Annotated in this window: 16 protein-coding genes; 8 read left to right on the top strand and 8 right to left on the bottom strand. The window is 46.0% G+C overall.

Annotated elements, in window-relative coordinates; translation table 11 throughout:
- Positions 1-66: 66 nt before the first annotated feature.
- Together BW716_RS06825 and BW716_RS06830 are read right to left on the bottom strand one after the other, a co-directional pair.
- Entirely contained in the window at positions 67-4350 is a 4284-nt protein-coding gene (locus BW716_RS06825) for a sialate O-acetylesterase (protein WP_083721781.1), read from the bottom strand.
- 1 nt (position 4351) lies between these two features.
- Complete coding sequence (locus tag BW716_RS06830; protein WP_083721782.1) at positions 4352-6673, bottom strand: TIM-barrel domain-containing protein; 2322 nt, start codon at positions 6671-6673, stop codon at positions 4352-4354.
- 241 nt (positions 6674-6914) lie between these two features.
- On the opposite strand from BW716_RS06830, the gene BW716_RS06835 reads away from it, so the two are divergent.
- Positions 6915-11120, top strand: a complete 4206-nt coding sequence (locus BW716_RS06835; protein WP_083721783.1) for a two-component regulator propeller domain-containing protein — start codon at positions 6915-6917, stop codon at positions 11118-11120.
- A 35-nt stretch (positions 11121-11155) separates the two neighbouring features.
- Here BW716_RS06835 and BW716_RS06840 read toward each other — a convergent pair whose 3' ends face one another.
- Together BW716_RS06840 and BW716_RS06845 are read right to left on the bottom strand one after the other, a co-directional pair.
- Positions 11156-11545 (bottom strand): hypothetical protein, encoded by a 390-nt coding sequence (locus BW716_RS06840; RefSeq protein ID WP_143708763.1) that lies wholly within the window; start codon positions 11543-11545, stop codon positions 11156-11158.
- 120 nt (positions 11546-11665) lie between these two features.
- Positions 11666-13720, bottom strand: coding sequence for a glycoside hydrolase family 19 protein (locus tag BW716_RS06845; protein WP_143708764.1), 2055 nt, complete (start codon positions 13718-13720; stop codon positions 11666-11668).
- A 140-nt stretch (positions 13721-13860) separates the two neighbouring features.
- Here BW716_RS06845 and BW716_RS06850 point away from each other — a divergent pair, with 140 nt between their 5' ends.
- The 7 genes from BW716_RS06850 (at position 13861) to BW716_RS06880 (ending at position 19515) form a co-directional block, all read left to right on the top strand.
- The gene (locus BW716_RS06850) at positions 13861-14703 is read left to right on the top strand and encodes an alpha/beta hydrolase (protein ID WP_083721786.1); all 843 of its coding nucleotides are present in this window, start codon (positions 13861-13863) and stop codon (positions 14701-14703) included.
- Positions 14704-14790: 87 nt separating this feature from the next.
- Positions 14791-16011, top strand: coding sequence for a PAS domain-containing sensor histidine kinase (locus tag BW716_RS06855; RefSeq protein ID WP_083721787.1), 1221 nt, complete (start codon positions 14791-14793; stop codon positions 16009-16011).
- Positions 16012-16024: 13 nt separating this feature from the next.
- Complete coding sequence (locus BW716_RS06860) at positions 16025-17086, top strand: response regulator (protein ID WP_306460909.1); 1062 nt, start codon at positions 16025-16027, stop codon at positions 17084-17086.
- Positions 17087-17174: 88 nt separating this feature from the next.
- Complete coding sequence (locus BW716_RS06865; RefSeq protein WP_083721788.1) at positions 17175-17585, top strand: hypothetical protein; 411 nt, start codon at positions 17175-17177, stop codon at positions 17583-17585.
- A gap of 88 nt (positions 17586-17673) precedes the next feature.
- Positions 17674-18087: a MauE/DoxX family redox-associated membrane protein gene (locus tag BW716_RS06870; RefSeq protein WP_083721789.1), complete on the top strand. Its 414-nt coding sequence runs from the start codon at positions 17674-17676 to the stop codon at positions 18085-18087.
- A 74-nt stretch (positions 18088-18161) separates the two neighbouring features.
- Positions 18162-18377, top strand: coding sequence for a hypothetical protein (locus BW716_RS06875; RefSeq protein WP_143708765.1), 216 nt, complete (start codon positions 18162-18164; stop codon positions 18375-18377).
- A gap of 70 nt (positions 18378-18447) precedes the next feature.
- Positions 18448-19515, top strand: coding sequence for a hypothetical protein (locus BW716_RS06880; RefSeq protein ID WP_083721791.1), 1068 nt, complete (start codon positions 18448-18450; stop codon positions 19513-19515).
- Here BW716_RS06880 and BW716_RS06885 read toward each other — a convergent pair.
- The 4 genes from BW716_RS06885 to BW716_RS06900 form a co-directional block, all read right to left on the bottom strand.
- Complete coding sequence (locus BW716_RS06885) at positions 19484-20827, bottom strand: RagB/SusD family nutrient uptake outer membrane protein (protein ID WP_083721792.1); 1344 nt, start codon at positions 20825-20827, stop codon at positions 19484-19486. The two genes, BW716_RS06880 and BW716_RS06885, sit on opposite strands and share 32 nt — an antisense overlap.
- A 3-nt stretch (positions 20828-20830) precedes the next feature.
- Entirely contained in the window at positions 20831-24076 is a 3246-nt protein-coding gene (locus BW716_RS06890; protein WP_083721793.1) for a SusC/RagA family TonB-linked outer membrane protein, read from the bottom strand.
- A 160-nt stretch (positions 24077-24236) separates the two neighbouring features.
- On the bottom strand, positions 24237-25517 hold the full coding sequence (locus tag BW716_RS06895; RefSeq protein WP_220388720.1) for a FecR family protein: 1281 nt from the start codon (positions 25515-25517) through the stop codon (positions 24237-24239).
- A gap of 109 nt (positions 25518-25626) precedes the next feature.
- Positions 25627-26100, bottom strand: a complete 474-nt coding sequence (locus tag BW716_RS06900) for a sigma factor (RefSeq protein WP_179091020.1) — start codon at positions 26098-26100, stop codon at positions 25627-25629.
- Positions 26101-26150 lie beyond the last annotated feature (50 nt).

The raw sequence follows: 26150 nt of genomic DNA on the forward strand, positions 1-26150 counted from the left end.
AAGCTATTTTTTTGCGGACGGCGTGGCGGCGTTGGCCTGCGGCCGGCTAAAAGGCCAGACGCTGTATTAATCTGTTTTGAATGGACTAGCTGGTAGGCCTGCCTTGTTATATAAATTTACTGACGGATTGCCGGCCCATCCATATCTTACAATGGTAGGTTTTGTTATTTCTGGTGCTGATACGATCACCGTATTCCCATCTATACGTGCATTTGCAAATACAAAATGCTGATCTGCACCTGCTATCGCAAACCCTTTCAATGTATCACCTTTTGCCATCAATCCTCCATCTGTATGTTCAAAATATAACCTGATCTGTTTGCCTTGCACTTCCATTTTTGAAAATACCGGACCACTATAGGCGACCTCTTTATGATACACATTTGCATCAGCAATTAACCCTAACCGCAACCCTATCTCCTGCTTATTCTTTGGATGTATATTCCCCGGATCTTCAGGATTCGCATTATCTATCGCCACTGCCATCCCACTATTTGGAATGCTTAAATTTTCCAGCTGTGCCTGTCTGATCAACACCGTTCCATTTTCTCTCACCGGCAATGAATCTGGTTTACCATAGTTCGCTAACTGCACATAATAGAAAGGAAAATCTCCCTGATGCCACTCAGCTCTCCAACTGGCTACCAATGTCTCCATCAAAGAGCGGTATATGTTTGGATTGTTGGCATTAGACTCTCCCTGATACCAGATAGCCCCTTTAATGGTAAAAGGGATCAACGGTGCGACCATCCCATTGTACAATACAGCAGGACTATGCTGATCGTGCTCAGGATTAGGATCTTTTGGATTCCGGGGAGGATCTTTATGCTCCACCTTTGCGATAGCCGCATCTGCCACCCAGCGTTCCATCGCCGTTTTATATTTTGCACGCGCTGTAAAGCTGGTATCATACACAGCCTTTTTCTGCGCATACGCATCCAATAAAGACTGGAAGTTATGAGCGGCTAATTCTTTTCTACTTACCCATGCTTCCGCCGTACTGCCACCATAAGCAGTGGTGAGCAAACCTATTGGTACCTGCAACTGCTGTTGCAGATGCCTTGCAAAGAAATACGCGGCGGCAGAGAAGTGACCTACTGTAGCTGGTGAACAAATTTCCCACTTGCCTTTTACATCCGTTTGAATGGTATCAGTTGGTGTAAAGTCGGTATCAAAAACACGGATCAATGGGTAATTAGCTGACGCAACTTCTGCTGCTTCATTGTACACGCCACACCAGTAGCGATCTTCGCGTGCTACTGTCATATCCATATTTGATTGTCCGGAACACAACCACACTTCACCCAAATAAATATCAGATAAGCGGATATTATTTATCGCCAGTGTATACGGCCCACCTGCTTTGGCAGTAGGCAGCACCGCCTGCCAGCGGCCATCTTTACCCACTGTGGTCGCAATGGTTTTATTATCCCAGTTATTCCGGATCGTCACCTTCTCACCAGCTATACCCCATCCCCAGATGTTTACATCCGCATTTTGTTGTAATACCATATGATCGCCTACTACTGTAGGTAACCGTAAAGCAGTCGGCTTCAATTCATCCGGACTATCCTTCGTATACAGGTTTACTTTCTTTGATGCACCCGGTCTGAACAATTCCTGTATCACAGGCAGCTTCACATCTACAGCTGGTTTGAAGTTGGCAGACTGCATATACTTCAATAAACTATACTTCAACTGGCGGGTGACTATTCCTTCTTTATTCAGATCAATACTACTGATGATCAATCTTCCCTTCCCTACTTTCGCTTCCACGATCATTCCTAATCGTCTGTTCAGGAACCAGGTATCTATATTTTGTACCAATGGTGTCAAAGTAGCAGGGAAGTTGGACAGCTCCATGACCTGTGTATTATTCACCAGCTCCCACCATTGATAGTTGCTATAATAGTCTGTAGGAAAATCTGCAAATACAGGATGTGTAGGATTACATAAGATGCCTAATGTATGTGGCGGACGCATCTTAAACCAGGAGGTATTCCAGAATACAGGGGTAAAACTCTGTACGACTTCTTTTCCTTGTTGTACCTTTCCTGCTGCCAGCAACAGTACCTTCCCACCATCCTGCAATACCTTTTGTGCAGCGGCATCCAATGTATCGCATACATAAATACCTTTTTCAGAAATATCCAAAGTTGGCGCATATACCCACAGCTGCCAGCTGTTGCTGATATCCGTACCATCGAGACTAATTTCCACATTGATATTACCTGTAAATTTTAAAGGCAGGTGTAAGTCACCTAAAGGGATATTATCACCCAATGGAATATCTGTGACCGGGAATGTACCTTGTTGCAATATCTTACCGGTTTTGTCTTTTACCTTCCAGAGAGGGTGCATCGCCGATAAAGATTTCTCTCCAAAGTTCGTCACAGATATAGCTGCATGCAAAGTATCGTTACTGGTGTATACAAATTTCTTTATCCTCGCCAGCAGTACTGTCGGACTACAAAAGTGCCGCCATTCTTTGTCACTGATATAAGGCTTATCATTCCAGAACGGATCCAATACACCTACCAATGCAGTGCCCTGTCCCGGATAATCATTGATGGATAATAACTGAATACCCGCTAAACCCGGTGTACGTAGAGCTGCCTCTATTTCTGCTTTATAACATAATACCTGCAATTTTCCGGAAGCCATAAAGAAATCATGTGCCTGCGCACCCATATGATGCGCTATGAGCTGATCACGGAATATCTCAAAGTTCTTTGCTTTGTATACACCTGTATATTTAGGTATTTCAGTAAAGTCGGGATATACACACCACTGACCCATTTCATGACTCACATAAGGTACATGAAAATCTTTGATACGATCATAGTAATCAAAATCACTACCCGGCAACGTAGACCAACGTAGACCACGGGCGCCGGCTTTCACCATGTACTCATTATCCGGCACCAATGGCCAGCTATTGCCTACAGAAGCGCCTGTATATACCCGTCTGTTATCCTTCTCTTTCCAATAAGCAATAAACTGTGTGAGGTAATCTACCTGATGACCACCTTTGGGTTCATTGCCATATGCCAGCATACAAAAAGAGGCGTAGTTACCATATGCTTTTGCAATGCGGTTCGTCTCATCATAAATATATTGATCTACAGGTAAGCCATCTCCTAAAGATGTACCATGGTTCGCCCAGCTGGGGCCTTCCGGCTGCAGGTAAAAACCAACTTTGTCTGCTGCACTGAAAGCGGCTTCCGGTGGGCACCAGGAATGGAAGCGCATGTGATTGAGGCCGTATGATTTTGCTTTCTGAAAGATGCGTATCCAACTTGCTTCATCCATAGGTGGATAGCCTGTTAAAGGGAAGACGGCATTGTCTACTGTACCACGCAGAAATACAGGTTTACCGTTTATGAAAAACCGGGTATCAGCAATTTTGAATTCCCGCATACCAAAGGTGATCTTTTTAGTACTGGCCTCCCCTTCGGCTGGTATCATCTGAATCTTTAGCTCATACAAATCAGGATGGAACTCATCCCACAACAATACATCATTGCCCATTGGGTAATCAATCTCAATAGCAGTGGTATCTTTATTCAATTGAAAAGGAACTTCCTTTAAAGGGGCTTTAATATTTTCACAATTTGCCGTAATTAAAAACTTACCAACCACATTCGAATGACCCTTTTTGCCGACCAACAATTTCAATCTGGCAATTCGCCCCTTCACATCCGGATACACCTGCACATCTTCCATCCACATCATTCCCCCCGCATTCAACTCCAACTTCCCGATCGTACCATTCCAATTCCCCTGCGTATGATCCGTCAGACTATGTGAATCCGGCCCTACATTAATCTCCTTAATCCTATTATCAATCCGCACTAATATCGTATGCCTCCCCGGACTTAATAACCCGGACAGATCATACACATGCGGTGCACTCATACTATTCTGCATCCCGGCCCGCTGTCCATCTACATACACCACTGTTTCCCAGTGTGGCCTTTCCATCGTAAATGTAATTCTGCGATCCGCGTAGTCTGCCGGAATATCCACCACCTTCTTATACCATGCCGGCCCTACATACGTCTTTGCCGGTGTGAGCCAGAATGGAAACTTAATATTCCCCGGCACCCGGTATTTCGCCATTTCAGGATTGAAGTACCAGGAGCTATCATAGATACTCCCCGTCCACCTTGTATTCACCGACACCTCCTCTCCTTTATTATTTTCCAGCATAGAACCCGGCAATTTCACGGTGCTCCATTGTCCGGCAGAGTCGGTGGTGAACTGCCATTCTCCCTTCAGGGAGATCGTTTGTGCTTTTACAGACAGCATACAGCCAAGCAGCAGTGCTATCAATCCTGTTTGTTTCATATCAGTTGATGAGTATCGTATTTTCTTTGGTAGCATCGATGCCTTCAATCGTATATACCTGATTAGTAGCATCGTATTGCCCCTTGCCATTGGCAGGAGCTTTCTCTACATGTACCCTGAGGGTAAAGGTTTTGGTGGGAGCGTGGTATTTTCCTTCAGGTGCACTGATGTGTATGCGGCAACCGCCATTCTCTGTCCGCTGATCTATGTGGGTAATGGAATAAATACCCTGCTGGTATTGCAGGCTTTTACCATCATCGGTATATAGGTCAGTACTACCTATGCCCGGGTAAATTTCCAGTATTACATTGTCTATCACACGCTGGCCTACGTACTGAACAACCTGTTGTTTCGGGATAATACTGCCTGCTTTGATGAAGATAGGTACTTTGTCAAGCGGACATATGGCATTCAGGTAACTTTTACCATCGTAATGTTTGCCAGTCCAGTAGTCGATCCATTCGCCTTTGGGCAGGTAAACAACACGGGTCGCAGCGCCTTTTTCCGTAACCGGACATACCATGATATTTTCTCCTAAGAGGTACTGATCTGTGATGTTATACACATTCACATCATCCTGGTATGCCAGTACAAGGGCCTGCATAATGGGCGTACCTGTTTTATACTGATGATAGCTGGCGCTATAAAGGTAAGGCAGCAAACTATATCTCAGTTCATCATATTGCTTAAAAATATCTGTCGCCTCCTTACCATAACGCCAGGGTTCTTTATAACCAGGATGATCCATGCCGAACAATAAGGCCACAGGACTCAGCATACCAAACTGCACCCAGCGAACATACAACTCAGGATCTGCAGGTTGCTCAAAACCACCCATACAATGCGCCCAGTAACCTACACCAGATACACCTATATTCAACCCCGCTTTGATCACAGGACCAAAGTACTGCCATTGACTGGGCCAGTCACCCGCAAAGATGAAAGGGAATCGCTGAATACCTGCATACCCTTCGCGGGTCTGGTTCAAACCACGCAGCTGGTTGTAAGCCCCAAACTGTTCGTACGCCGCCTTCGCATATGCTATCGGAAATACATTATGTAATCGCTGTGCCTCAGGGCCAACAGGCCCCGTCTTCGCACTTTCATTGGCCAGCGCACCAAAGGCACTACCTTCATCTGTCTTGAAGAACCGTGCTCCTACAGCCGCCACTTTCATCGCTGCATGGTTCCACCACCAGCTCACAGCAGCAGTATCAAAGTAGTTGATAAACTCCCCGGGGTTATTGGCCTCCGGATAGGTATAATGCAGATCTCTGGCCGTGTCTAACAACTTAAACCGGGTGCCATTGTCTATTCTTGGACGAATGTGCAGCCCCACCATGTTATAATGCAAACTATACAGGGTGTCGAACATTGCCTTCGGGTTATGGAATGTCTCTCTCCATTCAAAAGAAGTAGCCCCCTTGCCCCCGTTCTTGCCAAACTGTCTCCATGTAGAATCCAGGAAGAGAATATCTACAGGAATACCCATTTTCCTAAACCGGCGGGCCAGTTCAATCACATACGCTGCAGAAGTCAGTTCCTCATGCCCCCATGTACCTCCACTATAAGTGCCCACATGCAAACCGAGGGCAAATTGTGGCAGTAAGGGCGACTTGCCGGTCAACTGGGTATACAGATCCAGTATTCCCGTAAACTGAGGTCCATATATAAAATAATATTCCAGCGGCCCCTGAGCTGCTGAAAAACTATATGCATCTGATTCCGTATTCCCCATATCCCAGGTGGAATTATAGGTGGTATGGAGGAAAATGCCGTATCCTTTCGTACTCATGAAGAAAGGTACCGGGCTATAATTCGCCTGCAGTACATTGTAAGCTCCCACGATATGTGGCTTCTCTTTTCCCCTGCCTACCTCCATTTGCACTTTCTTTCCGCGCTGATCAAGGAAGTCCATTCGCTCTCCAAAGCCAAAGAAGTGCTCATCGGATTGAAGCACCTTTTTCACCCCAAGGGAATCGGCGCTTTTTTCGGAAGAAATGAGCTGACCATTGGAGGAATAGACTTCCAGGTGGCCGGCAGCACTGATGATGAGCCGAAGACTGGCAGTGCTGAGTTCCAACCTGGGCCCCTCGCTTTTGACCCATACATCCACACTATCCCAATCGTACCTGTTCACCATCAACGGCTCTTTGAAGGGCGCCCCATAGCTGACCCTGAACATGGAAGATGTACAAAATTCCAGCTGAAAGGATTGCGTAGCGGTGTGGATTTGAAATGCATTCTGTTGCCGGGTAAATTGCTGTGCCCGGGCCGGCATTATCACATACAAACAAATAATCGTAACTATAGACCTGATCATACCCTCAAATCTATCTCCTATATCAATATTGTGCAATGGATAATTGTAGTAAACCCTGTAAATATGTGGTCAGTGGCATGGATAAATTGACAAAAGGATGGAAAAATGTGCGAAAAAGTGTTGCTAAGACACTATAGGATAATGAGTAGGGGTTATTTTTTTATATTGCTCATACGAACTGATTTCACGCTTTATAAATTCCATCCGGCGATTTCCACCAAGGCCGGCAAAGAAAAACGTTATGCGACTGCAACAATACTTCCTCATTTTATGCGGCTTTCTATGGCCGTCGTTAACCGGGCTATCCTTTTCGTCGGCCGGCCCGACACATCCCTATACAGATCCGTCCGGCAATATCAGGCTGGAACAATTAACCACTCATGACGGGTTGTCCCAGAATACCGTGCGATGCCTGCTCCAGGACAAAAAAGGGTTTATCTGGGTAGGGACACTGAATGGGTTGAACCGGTATGATGGCAGGAAATTTACCGTATACCGCACGAACCAGGGTGTACCCCTGCCTATTAGTGACAATCGGATCCGGTCATTGTATGAAGATCAATCAGGGATTATCTGGGTCAAGACAACCGAGGGACATTATCATTGTTTTGACCCCCAAAAGGAGAGTTTTGTCAATGTAATACCTGGCAGCGCAGACCTGACCTATGATCATCTGTACGAAGCCTCACAGGGAGTATGGCTATATAGTAAAAATAACGGATGCCTGCACAATGGCAAAAGATACGCACTGGGAGCTGTACACTTTGTATTTGAAGACCCGCAACATGAACAATGGATAGGTACGGATAAGAATTTATACAAACTGGATGCCCGGGGCAATGCTATAAAGATCTGTGAAGGGAACTTTATTAAAGCAATAGCGAAGGACCAACAGTTGTATTTTATTAAAAAACAGGGGATAATAATATATAACCTGTCTACAAAACAATCCCTGAAAAATGATTTAGCTTTCCTCCCTGCCGGCGTGACATTGACAGATGCTGCTATTTTAGCCAATAACAGGATCTTATTAGGTACCCAGCAGCATGGCCTGCAAATAGTAGATTTAAAATCAAACCAACTGAGTGCTATAACAAAACTCTTTGGGGAAGAAATACCCGGTCATATCGATATAGAAACTGACCAGGACCATGGCATCTGGGTCAATAACCATTCCGGCAATGTCTGGTACTTCGATCCTGAACAGGAATTCAGCCAGCGCATTTCCCTCATTCCTGCCAATGTCATGAAGGTCATAGACGATTGCAGGTTTGTCTTCGCAGCAGATCACAAAGGCAAGGTATGGATCACCACCTATGGAGGCGGTCTGTATTGCTTTGATAAACTCAACAGGCAGGTACAGCGCTTTGTATACGATCCTGACAATCCCAATGGGTTAAGTACAAATTACCTGCTCAGCGTAATCGCTGATCGTTCCGGTTTGATATGGGTAGGCGCGGAACATACCGGTCTGCAAAAACTAACCCCGCAATCCCTGCATGTCACCCATATTTTCCCGGAGACACAGACACCTGAAAGGTATACTGCCAATGGGGTAAAGACCATCTTCGAAGACAGCTATCACCGCATATGGGTAAGTACCCGCAATGGTGCGTTGTATCTGTATAATGATCACCTCGAAAAGACACGTTCTTTAGAACACCTGCTACCCGGACAATGCGCTAATATCTATTGTATCACAGAAGACGCCCGGGGATACCTCTGGATAGGTACCAAAGGCGATGGCGTGTACATTGTACATCGTGATTCACTACAACATAAGGCAAGACATTTTCTGTTGCCCACAGGTGACAACCGGCTCGTGTACACCATCATGCAGGACCGCCAGCAGCGAATGTGGGTAGGTACCTTTGGGAGTGGTTTATACCTCGCTACTTACAATGGTGGCAATTCACTGGATTGGAAGAGTTTCTTTCATGATGGGGTAAACCCCGTTTACATTCGTTGCTTAATGCAGGATCAACAAAACCAGATATGGGCAGGTACAAACAATGGTATACTCGTATTTAATCCTGACTATTTACTGTCGGGTCAAAATAAAGTGACCACCTACCAGGCAGGACTAGGGAGTAATGAAATCAAAAGCCTTTGCGAAGATCATACTGGTAGGATCTGGATAGGTACTACCGGCGGTGGTTTCAGCCAGTTTGTACGAAACAAAAGGAAGTTTATTAATTATACCACCGAACAGGGACTTTCTCATGATGTTGTAAATAGTATGCTCGAAGATGCACAGGGAAATCTATGGGTGAGTACCGAAAACGGCCTGACCCGGTTCAATCCTGAGAAGAGCACCTTCGAAGTATTTTATTTTGCCAATAATGCACTGGGCAATTTATTTTCTGAAGGTGCCTGTTTTAAAAGAGGAAACGGGCAGTTGCTATGGGGTAGCATGAATGGCTTTTACAGCTTCTTTCCTGAGCAATTGAAAAACGGCAATAGCGATGCCCCTGTATTCCTGACAGGACTCAGTGTGGCAGGCAATCCTGTGCCTTTAGAAGAATCTATCAGTACAGCCAAAGCGATCACTTTAGAACCCGGACAGAAAGTATTCAGCATTTCATTTGCCTCTCTGGCATTCAGAAATCCGCAGCAGAATAAGTACACCTATATCTTAGAGAATTATGAAGATGAATGGAATGCACCTTCCAGTTATAATGTGGCTACTTATCGTAATCTTCCTCCAGGAAAATATACATTCAAAGTAAGGGGTACGAATGATGATGGTACATGGAGTAGGCAGGTAGCACGTATACAACTCATCGTACTGCCCCCTTTCTGGCGTTCGAATATTGCCATCATCGGGTACCTTGGATTCATCATTTGTCTCATCATGGGGGTGCGTACTGTGAACAAACGTATCCACCGCTTACAACATGCGGTGACATTAGAAAAGGAGCTGACTGAATACAAACTCAATTTCTTTACAGATATCTCACATGAGTTCAGAACACCGTTATCACTCATCGTGAGTGCGATGGAACAATTGCTTCCGGGCAAGCCATCAGGCAAGCACCTGCATATCATGCAGAGACAGGTAGCACACCTCATGCGCCTTGCAGATCAGTTACTGGATTTCAGGAAAATACAGCATAATAAATTACAGCTGCAGGTACAGGAAACAGAAGTGATCCGGTTTATACAGGACATCTGTAATGGATTTACGGACCTCGCTGCGCAAAAGCAAATTACCTTAAACTTTCAGGCCAATGTAGATGCCTGTATGGCCTGGGTGGACCAGGGTAAGCTGGATAAAATGCTGTATAACTTACTCTCCAATGCACATAAGTTCACACCTACAGGCGGGAGGATCAATCTGGACGTAACGGTCAGCAATGACCTATCCATCAAAGTGATCGACAACGGCATTGCTATTTCCGAAGAGAAACAACATCTTGTATTCCAGCGGTTCACACAATTGACCTTCTCTCCCACTGGCACCGGCTTAGGTTTGTCACTGACCAAAGAACTGGTCACCCTGCACAAAGGAGAGATTAGTTTTGAGAATAATGCAGATGCGGGTGTGACATTCAAAATAAACCTTCCCATTCACAAACAGGCGTACCAGGCAGATGAAATTGCCCTACAGGTAGTATCTAAAGAACCTGTGATTCCTTTTATGGATGATACAGACACCTCAGCAATACCACAACCCTGTTCCAGGTACAATGTATTGATCATTGAAGACAATGCCGATATTGCTGCGTACCTGGCAACGACATTAGGTCGTTATTTCCATATTGATACAGCGGCAAATGGCAGGGAAGGATTAGAACAAGCCATTGCACAATCTCCGGACCTCATTGTTTGCGATGTAATGCTCCCTGAGATGAGTGGATTAGATATCACACATAAGATAAGAAGTGAATTCCAGACCTGTCATATACCAGTAGTATTACTCACAGCATTGTCCAGTGGGGAGCACCAGTTACAGGGTATTAATGCAGGTGCGGATGCTTATATCACCAAGCCTTTCAGCACACGGTTCTTACTGACGACTATTATCAGGATTATAGAACAACGGGAAAAGATCAGGAAGCGCTTTGCGAATGATCCGGGTTTCTTTGCCGTACATATTTCAGAAAATGAAGCAGATCAGCAATTCTTAGATAAGATCAATGTGATCATTGAAAAGAACCTGGATAATGCGCAGTTCTCTGTAGATGATTTTGCACTCTCCATGAAAATGGGCAGGACCTTATTTTACAAAAAAGTAAAAGGACTGACAGGGTATTCGCCAAATGAATACATCAGGTTAGTGAGAGTGAAAAAGGCGGCAGAGTTGTTGAATACAGGAGAATATACGGTGGCGGAGGTGGCCTATAAAGTGGGGATGAATGATCCGTTTTATTTCAGTAAGTGTTTTAAGACCCAGTTTGGGGTGCCGCCAAGCGTACATTTAAAAAAAGTGAAAGCAGCGGGATAAGATGAAAGAGGCTGGTTTATGCAACCAGCCTCTTTTTATTTTACATCGATAGTTTCCGTAATATCATCACCGTTTACTCCTCTGAATGTCAGGAAGGAGGTGCCGGATTTGGTAGGTTTGAATTTGTAGCTGGCAGAACGCTCCGGAATATCCATGGTACAGAAGCAGCCTTTGTAGACAGCCTGTACGGTTACGATATGGGCACCGGCAGAGTCCTTTTCTATAAATTTGTTAAACTGCCCACAGCCGTTATTGACATTGAAATATACTTTGATGCTGTCGTTGACGTGTTCGATACGAGATATGAATACGATGGCATATTTGGTACATTCTCCTTCTTTTTCAGGAGTGATTTTCTTGCTACAGCTACTGAGCAGCGCTACGGTCAGAAGTAAGTAAATGGTTCGCATTTTATTTAAACGCATAAAGAGGCCATTTAGTTACGCAAGCGTATGAAATTTGCTTCGCAAATTTCATACGCTTGCGACGTAGGCTGCTGACACGGGGCCTTCAATTGATCTTTTGGATGAGCGGTTCAAGACTAATTACCGGATCCTGATTATTTTTGCACTGCCAATTAAGCCAGCTTTTCCATTCACTTTCAGGACCCATATACCCGCAGGCACTGTACTGATATCCAGCTGTACCGCACCACTTGTAATCAATTTCTGCAATACAGGATTACCTGATTGTACATCTAATAAGGATACTTCCAACTGCTCATTAGTAGCAATATTAATATTCAATGTTAAAGTATTACCACTAACAGGATTTGGATAAACCGTCAATGCCGTTGTAGTTACAAGTGTGTTACCGGAAGCTACTACAACAGGTTTATCAGTTGCTGAAGCAACGCCTGCCTTTGCAGACCCAGATGCAGACCCAGACCCTGACACTGACACCGCTGAAGCACTACACACTCCCACATACGTCCATGGCAAACCATCTCCTACATTCAAATCAGGCTGATTACCCTGTGTCCACCACTTCGCCTGGTATATCTTTCCTCCATACGCCACCTGATTACCGGCTACATATATACCTCCCTGTGTCCAACCCGGAATACTACCACAACTTTGTCCATTTCCACCACCATTCCCGCCATTACCAGAACATGTTCCTACCACAGCCCACGTATCATTACCACCCGGAACGTCTGCACTACCTGCCCACCACTGATTTCTATACACGATAGAATTATACAGCACGATATTTCCTGCTGTCGTATAATTCTTCGTCGCATCCCAGGCCGGCAAATATGCACAACCTGCAAATGTCTGGCTATTCCATACCGCAAATGTCGTAGTCGTCACCACAGAATCCTTGCCATTCCGCAACGCCACCGCTGTAGCGGTATAAGACTTATATGCAGAGGGTGTCCAGGATACACTCGTTCCACTCAACCGCTGACCATCTATCTTAATATATACTGCCGTCACCTCATTATTAGGATCATTCTTAGCCACTGATAATGTAACCGGAGAAAGACTGGTCACATCCAGTATACCATTTGCAGGAGCAGTAAATGTAAGCGATACGATCTGGCTGCACTCCATATTATCAATCACAAACTGGCTCATATTCGCACAACCACAATTACTGGCATTATTGCCACCATCCAGCTCCAGGCTCACGCCTTTCAAACCGGTATAGCGGGTATAATGACCAATGCGGCCTACTACCTGCGCTTTCTCCGTACCACCGCCACATTCTACACCGCCATTAATAATATTCACCGTCGCGCCAAAACCTGCCTTGATCCCTGCAGCAGTCTGCGTAGCTGTCGGTACCCACTTGCCGGGAATCATCACATCATGACAACAAGGCTTTGGATATTGTTCCGCCATCCAGAACCAGATCGCGGTTTCAAATGCAATCGCCCCATCTTCAATCACCTTCTCCGGATTGGCCAGCAATACATTCTTATCACCGAAGATAAACTCACTCGCCTGACCATAGTTATAATTATAACTCAGCTGGATCGGGCCACGACCATGATAAGACTTGCCTGCAGCAGGCGGATATTCTGTATTGGTTTCATCTCTGTAACCAATATTCGTGGTACCCTCATACCCTACTTCCTCCCTGAAATACAATCCCCAGGCATATTGACCACCCGGTGCTGTCGCCCAGCCACCAGTGGTTTCCTGCGAAATGTTCGCCAGGAACGCCATCAGCTCCCGCCTCCGCACCGTCAGGTCACCTTCATTCGCAAAGGTGCCATAATCCACTGTGGTGGTGATGATATTGTTAGTAGAGCTATTAAACCCATCTACCGTACGGATCACAATAGAAGATCCGGTAGTTTTGTCCACGCGGGTCAGGCGATACAGATTAGTAGCACAACGCCGCTCTACAATAATCTTTATATTGCTCATCCATGTCACAGCTTTGGCAAAATTAGCGTAGGAATAAAAATCCTTAGCAGCAGTCGTGGGCAATGTACCAGCGCCGGTGCGATCGTCAGGATTGAAGCGGTGAGGGAAAAACGTGTTCCACTCTGTGCTGTCAATAACGGATGATAAGGATTGAGAATGAATGGGTAGCAAATAGCAGGTGAATAGGATCACCCCTACCATGCGGGACAACAATGTTTTCATAGATACAGTATTTTGGTTATTTTGAGTCTGACGAAGATAAGTTTTTTATTATTTTGAAATCCGGTACAAGATCAAAGTATGACCTAAAACATTTTTTTTCTATCTCAGAATACTTACTTTTATTCCATACTTTTCCACTTATGAAAACTATCAGACTACTCGTCATAGTATTAGCTATTAGTATGCATGCAATTGCCCAGGATAAAGACATTATTCATATATGGCCAGGCGATGTTCCCGGAGAAACTGCTCCGAAACACCCCGCTAAAGCCACTCCCGACACATCCAACAATGTAGTCCGTCTCACCGACGTGACCGACCCTACCCTCCAGGTATTCCGCCCTGCCAAACCCAATGGTGCAGCAGTTATCGTGTGTCCCGGTGGTGGTTATAAAATACTCGCTATCAACCACGAGGGTTATGAAATCGCCAAATGGCTCAATACCCTTGGTTTCACTGCCTTCGTACTCCAATACCGTGTACCTGACAAAGAACAAGGCGCCTTACAGGATGCACAACGTGCCATCCGCCTCGTAAAAAGCAGGGCAGCGGAATATAAGATCAACGCTGACAAAGTAGGTATACTGGGCTTCTCCGCCGGCGGTAGCCTAAGTGCCCGTATCAGTACCCTTTATGATGCAGACAGTTACAAAAAAGCAGATGCGGCAGACAATCAATCTGCCAAACCGGCCTTCAGTGTCCTGATCTACCCTGCTTACCTTGACAAGGGAGAAAACCGTTCCCTTACCCCTGAGCTGAAAGTAAACGCCAACACCCCTCCTATGTTCCTCTTCGCCACTGCAGATGATCCTTATGGCAACAGTGCCCTGGTCATGGCAGGCGCTCTCCGGGATGCAAAAGTGCCGGTAGAACTGCACTTTCTCGCAAAAGGCGGTCATGGATACGGCCTTCGCAAAGGCAACGTGGCAGGCGAAACCTGGCCATCGCTGGCGGCCAAATGGCTTGCCCCCTATGGCCGATGATGATAATCACCGGAACTACTGACACTGATCATATGCATTCACCCCACCGTAGCGGAATTTTACAGCTGTTAGGCTGATCTTGTAACTATGCTCTACGGTAACAACCTGTATAAAAAGGAATACGATAAAGAACTACAGCGCTTTGAAGCCCTGTTCAATTTTGCCAGCATTGGCATACTGGTCACCAACCGGAAGGGCGAGATCGTGCTAATAAACGACTTCGCACTGGAACAATTTGGTTATCAAAGAGAAGAGCTCATTGGCGAGACCATCGAGCGCCTACTGCCTATGCGCTTCCGGTCCAAACACGAAGAATTTCGCGACGGTTTCAGTAGCCAGCCCCAAAGCCGCCCTATGGGTATCGGCATGGATCTTTTTGCACTCAAAAAAGATGGCTCTGAATTCTCCGTTGAGGTCAGCCTCAGTCAATACCAACATGCAGAAGGCTCTTTCGTCATCTCCTATATCAATAATATCACTGAAAGGAAAAAGGCGGAAGAAAAGCTTGAAAAAATGCATAACGAGCTGGAACAGAAGATCGCTGAGCGTACCCAGCAACTCACACAGGCCCTGGAACAACTGGAACTTTCCAAACAGGAAGTGATGATAGCGCTGAACAAGGAAAAAGAACTGAGTGAACTGAAAAGCCGCTTCGTTTCCATGGCCTCCCATGAGTTCAGGACGCCGCTGAGCACCATTCTTTCCTCTGCTTTCCTCGTAAACCAATATATAAATACAGAAGACCAACCTAAAAGAAGTAAACATATACAACGAATCATCTCTTCCGTGACCCTGCTCACCGAAGTATTGAATGATTTCCTGTCTGTCGGAAAAATTGAAGAAGGAGGTGTAACAGTCAGAAGCAACACCTTCGATATGCAGCTACACACCACTGCCATTATCCAGGAAATGCAGGATCTTGTGCAGGAAGGCCAGAAAATCGAATATGAACACAAAGGCCCTTCCAAAGTAAAACTGGATCCTTCGCTGATTAAACATATCCTGCTCAATTTACTGGGCAACGCGATCAAATTCTCCGGAAAATATGGGGTGATCCGCGTCAGCACACTTCAGAAAGGACATATTATCAAACTCGAAGTAAGCGATTCCGGTATAGGTATCTCCGAAGAGGACCAACAGCATTTGTTTGAGCGGTTTTTCAGGGGCACCAATGTCAGCAATATACAGGGGACGGGATTAGGGCTGCACATTGTAAGTAAATACGCAGAATTGATGAACGGAAAGATCACATGTAAGAGTGAGTTAAATAAAGGTACTACCTTTACAGTGACCTTTCTGCAATCTTAACTAAAACGCTCAAATGATGAAAACTATCTTACTCATAGAAGACAACGACGATATTCGCGAGAACACCGCCGAGATCCTTGAGCTTGCCAACTACAAAGTAATTACCGCCGAAAACGGCAAAACCGGCGTAGAACTGGCTCTGGAACACCAACCGGACCTGGTGGTATGTGATATCATGATGCCCGTATTAGACGGATATGGGGTACTGCACCTGCTGCAAAAGAACCCCGACGTACAGGATACCCCCTTTATTTTTCTTACCGCCAAAAGTGAACGTGGAGATTTCCGTAAAGGCATGGAAATGGGTGCGGACGATTATATCACAAAGCCATTCAGTGGCACCGACCTGCTGAATGCCGTGGAGAGAAGGCTCAAAAAAGCCGCTGTTAAGAAACTGGAACTTACGTCAGATATGGAAGGATTACAACAACTATTGACGAGTGCAACCGGTACGAACACACTGCAGACCCTCATGGAAGAAGGTAACACCGACCGGTTCAAAAAGAAACAACTCATTTACCAGGAAGGCAACCGCCCTACCAGCCTGTATTACATACAGAAAGGAAGAGTAAAAACCTACAAGGTGAATAATGACGGTAAAGAACTGGCAGCTAACCTTTATAGCGCTGGCGACTTCCTGGGCTATGTAGCCCTCCTGGAAGGCAGTAACTATCACGAAAATGCAGAAGCACTGGACGATTGTGAACTGACCGCCATCCCCAGAGAAGACTTTGAGACACTCATTAACAATAACAGGGAAGTAGCCCAGCAATTTATACGCCTGCTGGCCAAAAACATCACAGAAAAGGAACAACAACTGCTCCACATCGCTTACAGCTCCCTGCGTAAGAAAGTGGCCGAAGCTCTCCTTTTCCTGAAAAAGAAATACCATGTAACCAAGGATCAGCCATTCTCGATAGACATCTCCAGAGAAAATCTGGCGACTATCGCAGGTACAGCTACCGAATCCATGATCAGGACACTGGGTGACTTCAGAGATGAAAAGTTACTGGAGATTAAACAAGGGGTTATCACGATCCTGAATGAACAAAAGCTGGCGAACCTCGTAAACTAAGCATGATAAAAATCAGTTTTCCTACTGACCCGTATCCTGTTTGGCCAAACAGACGCTAAGTATCTTTGAACTGATAAGATTTTTAGCGATGGAAGACTTGCGCAATGCCCTTGACAGGTGCAAAAAACAACTGGCCGTACTGGAAAACCGGAATATCAACCTTAAAACCCAGTTAGCCAATATTTTACAGTATCACTTTGATCGTTCCCTCTTGGAAAAGCTGGAATATTTTCATACTGCTTTTCTTCAGATGGACACACGATTCGAAGCCCTGCGCAACGAGGTGGCCTTACAGCAAGCCTGGTTAACCCCACACGGAAGCGATTTTTCTAATGAGGAACATATCAGGCGTCACCAGCAGCACATGCTGGAAAAACTGGAAAATATGGAAAGAGACGCGAGAAGATTGGGAATAGGATTTGATGAATATGTGATAGAACATTTTCCGGTGAATCTGGTCACGCAGGCGCAGGAATTGAGGAAACGAGATATAAGGTGAAGATTTTAATAAGGACCGTTACTACGGTCCTTATTTTTTTACAAACAAATTAAAAATAAGCCCTATATTAGTCCCCATCTCTAGCCCTATGCCTAAAAAAAGATGGATTGAACTAATATCAGCATTGCTGGTTTTCCTGTTTGTATATACCAGTATCAGCAAATTGCTGGATTATTCCGTATTCAGCAGACAACTCAGCCAATCTCCCTTCATTACCCAATATTCGAATATGATCGCATGGGCACTGCCCCTGGGAGAACTCGTCATTGCCGGTCTGCTATTGGTCAATAAAACCCGTTTACAGGGCCTATATTGCTCCTTTTTTCTACTCTGCCTGTTCACTATTTACCTGGTCGCTATGCTCAGGTACAGCCCTTATATACCCTGTTCCTGCGGAGGCGTGCTCCAACACCTCTCCTGGCAGGCTCATATCATATTTAATTCAGCGTTCATAATCATAACTACCATCGGCATCCTATTGCATGTAAAGAAGCATCTATGAAGAACATTGTCAGGAACCGCCGAAAACCTGTAGAAAAGAGTAGGCATTTATCAACTACATTAATCTTTAAGACCATGAAAAAGACCCTTAGTATCACCCTGCTCGCCGCTGTTCTGGCGGCCGGTTCCGCGTTTGCCAACCAAAAACGTGTAATCACCTGGATACTGTGGGAGGGTACCTTAGTAACGGGCCTCGCCAGCGATATTAAAATCCAGTATTGCCTTGGCGGGAACAGGATCGTATGTGCCATGGATATCGACAATGGCTATAATGTGATCTATCGCCCATAAGCCAACATTCCTAAAATTTTCAGGGGCTGATCCTATCAGCATCAGCCCCCATTTCATATAACAAATAACCATGCGCAAAGCTATTTTAACTCTCTCTTTCCTCCTCCTCAGCGCCATCGCTATCGTCACTTTTCTGGTAATGTCTGCGCCACTGCCCAATAAAGTAAGCAATGGATTTGACAGATCCATCCGGCCAGCTCACTTCCTCACCCCACTGGGCAATATGCCTACCGGCGACAGCATCCAGCTCGTAAGCGGCGCTACCGCCACCCAACTCTTTTTCACCACCACAGACCCTACCGTCATTCTCTGTACGGACTACCATTTTCAACACCCCAAGCGGATCAGGATCACCCTCTCGCAGGGACTCCTCGATTCCCTGCAAACGTATTTCTACACTACCATCGATTCTCCCTTCGTACACATCTATGGCTATAACATGCCGGCTATCATTACCCTACCCCTCTCCGGTGGCAACGCACAGATCTTCCGACTTCCTCCCGGCGGCTTTTCAAAGGCCATTGCCATCGCTCCCGATCAGTTCATTCTCCGCAAACTGGACAGGAAAATATCCGATCAGCAATTCCTGAAAATCAATACCTCCACCAATACTATTACTACCGAAAAGAACCTCTCTATCCTGCACCAGGACGGAGGCGTGAGTACTGACGGCAGCCTTATTTACGACACCGCTACCAAACAACTCATCTATACCTATTATTACGTCAATCAGTTCTTCAGCTTCGATACCTCCCTGCAAAAATTACAGGCAGGCCATACCATCGATACCTCCAGCCACTTCCGCTACCAGCTGGCCGAAGCCACTGCCCGCAAGGAACATGTGTTCACCAGCCAGGGACCTGACCCGATGATCAACAATGCGAGTTTTGTATATAAAGGAAAGTTGTTCGTACACTCCCTCCTGAAAGGAGACCACGAAGCAGAAGGGAAATTCAGCAACAATACTGCGATTGACAAATATGACATTCATACAAATCAATACCTGGGTAGTTTCTACCTGCCACTGAAACCGGAAAAAGTACTCCGCATCAATATCTTCCATGATAAACTGGTGGTACAATGCAGAGACTACATCTATAGCTTTGCTATTGATACCCGGGATTCTGTGTTAAATTAGGATCCTTGTCCCGCTCCTGCTGCGGAATGGGGTAATATGCCGCCCAGTCTTTCCAGAAACCGGGTTTCAAAGCACCCAGCACCTGACTCATAGTACCCATGCGTTGCAAGGTGAACCAGCGGTCTCCCCATTCACAAAATAATTCTGCCCGTCGCTCCTGCGCTAAGGCTGCCATACAATGTGCACGGTCATTGACAATATCCAGCGCAGTTAATCCTGCCCCTGCCCTGATCACATCCAGGTCGGCAATCGCACCCGTGTAATTATCCTGTTGTGCCCTCGCCTCTGCCCGTATCAGGTATTGCTCTGCAAACCGCAGCACCATCAGGTATTCTTTGTCTTCTCCGGTTGTAGCCCCGCGCTTTTTATATTTATAAGGATAATAGTAAGTACCGCCGCCATATACAAAAGACCGTATCCACGATGCCCTGCGCTGATCTCCATTTTCAAACGCCGCTACCATATCCGCTGATAATGGATAGTAAGATGCATCATCATCCAGCGGGATAAACATTTGCCCGGGTAAGGTATAACCTTCACTGGTCCAGATCTGTAAAATTGCCTGTGGACTATTGTATAGAAATGCACTATCAGGTACACATAACCGATACATGCCGGCATCAATCACCTGCGATGCATAGTATTCAGCTTTGGCAGCATCTCCACCCTGCAATGCCACCCTCGCCAGCAATGCCATGGCCGCCCATTTATTGGCTCTTACATGCTCCGCTCCCGGATATTTTTCAGATAATAAGTTGATCGCACTGAGTAGATCCTGTTGCATCCATGCATAGATACTATCTGTTCGCATACGATACGCCAGCGCAGTTTGATCCACATCTGTCGTGGTTATATATGGCACATCCCCCCAGCAGTTTACGAGATAATAATAACACAATGCCCGCATAAACTTTGCCTCTCCCGTCCATTGCTGCACCCTTTCTGGAGATAGCTTTGTTGATTGCGACAATCCTTCCATTACTGAATTACAACGATAAATCGCTTTATAATAAGCTTTCCAGATCAGGTTGATCTGTGCATCATCCGAAGGAATACTATTGTTCACATAACGCTGATAGTACGCATTCAATGTTCCCCCTTCATCCCCTGTCATCCCATTGATCACAGACAGTAAGTTACCATTGTAATACATACCCATGGTATAATAAATATCTGCCACAGCGGCATCCGCACTGGCATCTTCACTAAATACGTCATCAGCACTCTGCTCACTGTCCGGCGTGGACACTGTGAGCAGTTTCCTGCACGAGACCAGGCTAAGCGCCAGTAATATGATTCTTACATACCTCATTTACTATAGTGTTAACTGCACACCACCCGTGATGATCTTCATCGGTGGCAGTGCCAGCTGTGTTTCAGGGTTTGCACCACTGTATGGTGTAATGGTGAACAGGTCCTGCCCTTCTGCATATACCCTGCACTTGCGCAGGTGCGCCCGCTTTGTCCAGGTCACAGGCAGTTCATAAGAGACACTGATATTCCGGAGCCGCAGGTAAGAAGCATCCATATAGGCAGCATTGGACAGTGTCAGGTTTGCACTCAGATCATACGCCTCATTACCCGGCGTGGCACTGGCCCGCTGCACATTGGTCTGATCGCCATAGTGCTGCCAGCGGCTAAGTGCTGCAATGGTTTCATTGCCCTGACCACCCGGCGCATTGACAAATGTTTTGCCCTGCTGCCGTACATATTGCAGAAAGCAACTGAGCGAAAATTGTCTGTAAGTAAGATCGTTTGTAATCCCGGCATAATAACGGGGATCTTTGTTAGATATCGTTACAAAATCATTGGCGCTGGAAAGCATGCCATCCTTATTCACATCTTCAAACTTAGCGACACCCGTCTCCGGATTCACCCCCTGAAAATGATAGCCCCTCGCAATGTTCAACGATTGCCCGATCACCAATGTATTTGCATAGGAAGATGCCGCTAACCCCTGGAATGACTGTAATTTATTGCCAAAGAATGTGGCATTCAGAGTACTCTTCCAGCCGAATTGCTTATTTCGTATGATGGTGGCTGTCAACTCTATCTCCCAACCTCTGTTGCGTACTATGGCCGGCAGGTTCGCCTGGTAACTGGAAAAACCGGAGATGCCCGGTAACTGATACCCTACCAGCTGATTACTACTCCAATTGTCATACCTTGCAATGGCAAAAAATAACCGGTCATGCAGAAACCCCAGTTCCAATGCTGCTTCCAGCTTTCGGTTCTCCTCCCAGCTATAATCGTCATTGGCAATGCGCAAAGGAGATAATGTACTACTGTTCTGGTAATTTCCATTCACCCCATAGTTGCTCTTATATTGGTAATCCGGTATCTGGTCATTGCCCGTGATCCCGCCACTCAAACGGAGTTTACCAAAACTCAGCCAGGTCAGGCCCTGCATCCACTGTTCTTCTGAAAAGATCCAGGCTGCACCGATAGCACCAAAGTCGCCAAACTGTCTGCCAGGTCCAAAACGGGAAGAACCATCTCTTCTATAACTCACATTCAGCAGGTACTTGTCCTGCCAGTTGTAATTCCAGCGGGTAAAGAAAGAAATGTACCTGTATTCCCCATGCGTATCCGCCTTACGGATAATGGTATCCGCACCCTTCAGTGAGCCTAGCTGATTTTCATCTGCATAGCCCCTGCCTTCGGCAAACTGCCCATTGCTCAGAGTACGCTGAAAGGTGCCGCCTATCAAAGCATGCAAACTCCCCTTGGCAATACGTAAGGTGTAATCGGCCTGTGGTTCTATAATATATCCCGCCCTTCTGTTATCCGCCACTCTTGTAAAACTGGTCACTGCATTTTCCGGATGCTGTGAAGATTGCGGGAAGGAAAAGGTCTGTTGCATATCAATACGGGCATACCCGCCACTGGCCTTCAGGTACAACCCTGGCAATAACCGATAGCGCAATACGGCATTGCTCAGTAAATTGCTTGTCTGACTATTCGCATGTTGTATTAAATACGCTGCCGGATTATCGAGATAGGAACCCCAGAAGAACTTTCCATTGCGGTCATACATAGGATAATCAGGAGGCAGGTTCACCAGCGAAAAGAGATCGTTGGAAATACTCTGGTTATTATCTGTTGTAAATAAAGTCGTACTGTTGATTTCAAAGCGCTCACTGACATCGTGGTGCTGTATACTGAAATGCCCGCCCCCCCTGGCATACGTCAATGCAGCAGGCAATACGGAACCCTGTCTATAATAGTTACCTGCCAGTCTGAAAGTAGTGCGTTCACTCCCCCCGGAATAACTCAGTTGTACATTGGTAACAGGGGCGGTGCCACCAGTCAGGTATTTCGGCCAGTTCATATTACGGGTAGTATCCCAGAGCAGTAAGTCGGGGGCTTCTGCCACAGTAGGTGTAACGCCGTCATTACGATAAGCTTCTCTGCGCAGGGACAGGTATTGGGTGGTATTCAGCATGCTGAGAGATCCTGCAGTACGGCCGGCGCCCTGGGATATATTCAGGTCAAAGAGGGGCTTTCCCGTTTTCCCTTTCTTCGTGGTCACGAGTACGACCCCATTGGCCCCACGGGAGCCATAGATGGCCGTAGCATCCGCATCTTTGAGAATGTCGACACTTTCTATATCTGCCGGATTGATGCTGTTAAACGGGCTGATATACTTAATAGCACCCTGTAGTTCATCCAGGTCATTGAGCGGGGTGATATCAAAAGGCACCCCATCTATAATAAACAAAGGGTTATTGCCTGCAGCAATGGAATTACGACCTCTTATATACACTTTGATTTCAGCACCGGGCAGTCCATTGGCATTCATGACGAGTAAACCGGGGATCTGTCCCTGCAGGGCCGTGAGTGGATTCACCACCGGCTGGGTAGCGATCTGCTGCGCGGAAACGCGGTTCACATTGCCCGTGAGCAGGCGGCGGCTACTGGCACCATAACCAATTATCACAGCGGCATCCAGGCTATTAACAGCTTCTGACAGGTGGATCACATGTGTACGAAAAGGTGTCAACACCGTATCCAGCGGTGCAAACCCCAGTGATGAAATATGTAATACCGCATTGCGGGGCAGGTGGCTCAGTTCAAATGTACCATCGTTTCCCGTAGTAATGCCACGGGAGGTACCTTTGAGTAGCACGGTTACACCGGGCACGGGTTGTTCACCTTCTGTTCTGATGTATCCCTTTACCACATACGGCAGGGAATCCTTTGCAGGAACCGGTATGGGAACAATGCTGACATCCGCCGTTTTTTGTAAAAAGATCCTGTTATTCAGCAATGTCCAGCTAACGTTTCTACTTTGTAAAACGACTTGTAATACCTGCTCCCAGGGTACTTTTCGAAAGTGTACAGTTACTTTTTCTGACTCATCCAGGATAGCATTATCATAAACAAAATAGTAACCAGTCTGCTTTGAAATACTTTTAAAAATAGCAGATAATGGAAAGTGTTTACCCACCACCGTTACTTTCACGCTGTGGTCAGCAGGTTGGGCCAGGACAGCAGACGGTAGTAAAAATAGGTATAAAACACAAAGGGTTCCAATAGCGCTACAAACATGCTTCGCCATCCTTGAGTTTTAATGTTGGCTTACTTTTGACAAGTATCGAATTGGTTGAGTTTATATCACAACGTAAATGCTTTCATACGGAGGAAGGCTTGTATTCCGGGATAAAACAGCAATACCCGCAGTGCGGAGTAACCGTTTACCGGCAATGAAAGACACCCTCTTAATTATTGCTACTAAGATATATCTTCTCTGCTGTAATTTGGTATGCTATACCAGAAGTTTTTTTCAGACCGTCGAGGAATTCGGTGATAGGATGGTCTCTCTCTATCACACCTGTGAGCATTTTAGTAGTCAGTGTAGTATCTTCAAAAACCAATGTTTTACCATACCAGTGGCGGATCACTGCATCGATGGAACTCAATGGTTGATTATAATAAGTATATTCTCCTTTGCGCCATCCCAGCGTTATATTTTCATCAAATGCACGCACAATTTGTGAGTGTCCTGAAGCATACACAGTCTCCATACCGGGCTTTAACAACACAGCAGCTTCCTGACTACGGGTTGTACTCACACTTCCCTGTACCAGGGAGGTAACGACCATACTATCTGTATAGGCATTCACATTAAATGCCGTACCCAGTACTTTGGTAGTGATTGTACCCGTATGCACTATAAAAGGATGCAGGGGATCAGGGGCGATATTGAAATAAGCTTCTCCTTCCAGGTAGACTTCCCGGGTACTGCCATTAAAAGCAAAGGGGAAGCGGAGTCGGGAAAATGCGTTGAGATGTACCTGTGAACCATCGGCAAGGACTACCCGGTAGTCTCTGCCCGTAGGAACCAGCAAGGTGTTCCGGCCATTGGCATTGCCGGTAGGCGTAAAAGTGAGCTGACCGGGTACGGGATGCAGTTTTACCTGCTGAGCAGCAATATCCGCACTGTTGTTTTCAGGCAGACCAATGGTATCCCCGTTTTCAAGAAGGAGTTTGATCATCCCCTCATTCAGGGAATTACTGGCCAATGAAGCAGGCGATCCATTTTTCTGCGCCGAAAGGAGGAAAAACAATCCTACCGGGACAAGCACAAGCAAACTGGCCGCTGCCAGCCATATTTTTGAAGGTGATTTTTTAACAATCCTGACCTGTTCTACTGGTTCTTCAGGTATGACAGCAGGTGCAGGAATTTCTGAAGAAGAAGGTGCTCCGGCCTTCAGTTCTCCATGCAAATGTTCTTCCTGCACATGTTCTCCATGCAAATGTTCTTCCTGAAAATGTCCTTCCTCCTTGTGTCTTCCCTGCTGCTGTCCATCCATCTGATCTGCATCCAGCAAGGACAACACCTTTCCCCACGCCATTTCATTGTATACATCCGTCATAAAGCCGGGGCCTGCGGCATTCAGCGCGTCTTCCATTTCATCCAGACAGCGTTGCACACTCGGATCCTCCCCGGCCACCTTATTCAGGTAGTCGAGATTTTCCTGGCTTATTTCACCGCTCAACTTTTCTAGTATCAGTTGAAAGATATGTTCTTCGTTATGAATCATTGGGCTAAAAAGGAAAATTGCCACCTACTGGGGGCGACAGGTTTTTCGTTGGCATTATTATTTATTACTTACGAAGCCTGAGTGTTCTGAGTACTTCTCTGCATAACTGTTTAGCATAAAGGACACCGTTTTCCATTATTCTTCTAAACTGCTCTACCCGGTCTTTTTCCGGGCCGGATAAACTAAGCACACTATAGGGTGTCGGTAAAGGGAACTCAATGTGGCGGACCATCAATAAGCCGGGATCAGCGGAAAAGCGGTCGTCGGAATCGCTCTTCTTTACCAGATTAACACAACTGTTATGAACCATTTTATATAAATATCCACCCATAGAGTGGTCTATTTCAAGATAAAGCTGTTCCTCCCATACCTGTACAAATACATGCTGTACCAGCTGCTCTGCCTCCTCCATCACCGTTAGCATGGTTCTGGCTTTCAGGCACAATGGCTTATAATATTTCATAAAGAAATACTGATAAGCTTTCAAATCTCCGCCTTTCAGGGCAGCCAGCATTACCGAATCATCCATGTACTGCATACAGCGTAATTTTGGGAAATCGTTAACAGTTGTTACCGTAAATATCATAT

Origin of the sequence: [Flexibacter] sp. ATCC 35208 (assembly GCF_001975825.1) — a bacterium.
Lineage (GTDB): Bacteria > Bacteroidota > Bacteroidia > Chitinophagales > Chitinophagaceae > Chitinophaga.

Bases quoted from the DNA above. Each gene is read 5' to 3' on its own strand.
- BW716_RS06825 (WP_083721781.1), bottom strand. From the start codon at position 4,350: ATGAAACAAACAGGATTGATAGCACTGCTGCTTGGCTGTATGCTGTCT.
- BW716_RS06830 (WP_083721782.1), bottom strand. From the start codon at position 6,673: ATGATCAGGTCTATAGTTACGATTATTTGTTTGTATGTGATAATGCCG.
- BW716_RS06835 (WP_083721783.1), top strand. From the start codon at position 6,915: ATGCGACTGCAACAATACTTCCTCATTTTATGCGGCTTTCTATGGCCG.
- BW716_RS06840 (WP_143708763.1), bottom strand. From the start codon at position 11,545: ATGCGTTTAAATAAAATGCGAACCATTTACTTACTTCTGACCGTAGCG.
- BW716_RS06845 (WP_143708764.1), bottom strand. From the start codon at position 13,720: ATGAAAACATTGTTGTCCCGCATGGTAGGGGTGATCCTATTCACCTGC.
- BW716_RS06850 (WP_083721786.1), top strand. From the start codon at position 13,861: ATGAAAACTATCAGACTACTCGTCATAGTATTAGCTATTAGTATGCAT.
- BW716_RS06855 (WP_083721787.1), top strand. From the start codon at position 14,791: ATGCTCTACGGTAACAACCTGTATAAAAAGGAATACGATAAAGAACTA.
- BW716_RS06860 (WP_306460909.1), top strand. From the start codon at position 16,025: ATGATGAAAACTATCTTACTCATAGAAGACAACGACGATATTCGCGAG.
- BW716_RS06865 (WP_083721788.1), top strand. From the start codon at position 17,175: ATGGAAGACTTGCGCAATGCCCTTGACAGGTGCAAAAAACAACTGGCC.
- BW716_RS06870 (WP_083721789.1), top strand. From the start codon at position 17,674: ATGCCTAAAAAAAGATGGATTGAACTAATATCAGCATTGCTGGTTTTC.
- BW716_RS06875 (WP_143708765.1), top strand. From the start codon at position 18,162: ATGAAAAAGACCCTTAGTATCACCCTGCTCGCCGCTGTTCTGGCGGCC.
- BW716_RS06880 (WP_083721791.1), top strand. From the start codon at position 18,448: ATGCGCAAAGCTATTTTAACTCTCTCTTTCCTCCTCCTCAGCGCCATC.
- BW716_RS06885 (WP_083721792.1), bottom strand. From the start codon at position 20,827: ATGAGGTATGTAAGAATCATATTACTGGCGCTTAGCCTGGTCTCGTGC.
- BW716_RS06890 (WP_083721793.1), bottom strand. From the start codon at position 24,076: ATGGCGAAGCATGTTTGTAGCGCTATTGGAACCCTTTGTGTTTTATAC.
- BW716_RS06900 (WP_179091020.1), bottom strand. From the start codon at position 26,100: ATGCAGTACATGGATGATTCGGTAATGCTGGCTGCCCTGAAAGGCGGA.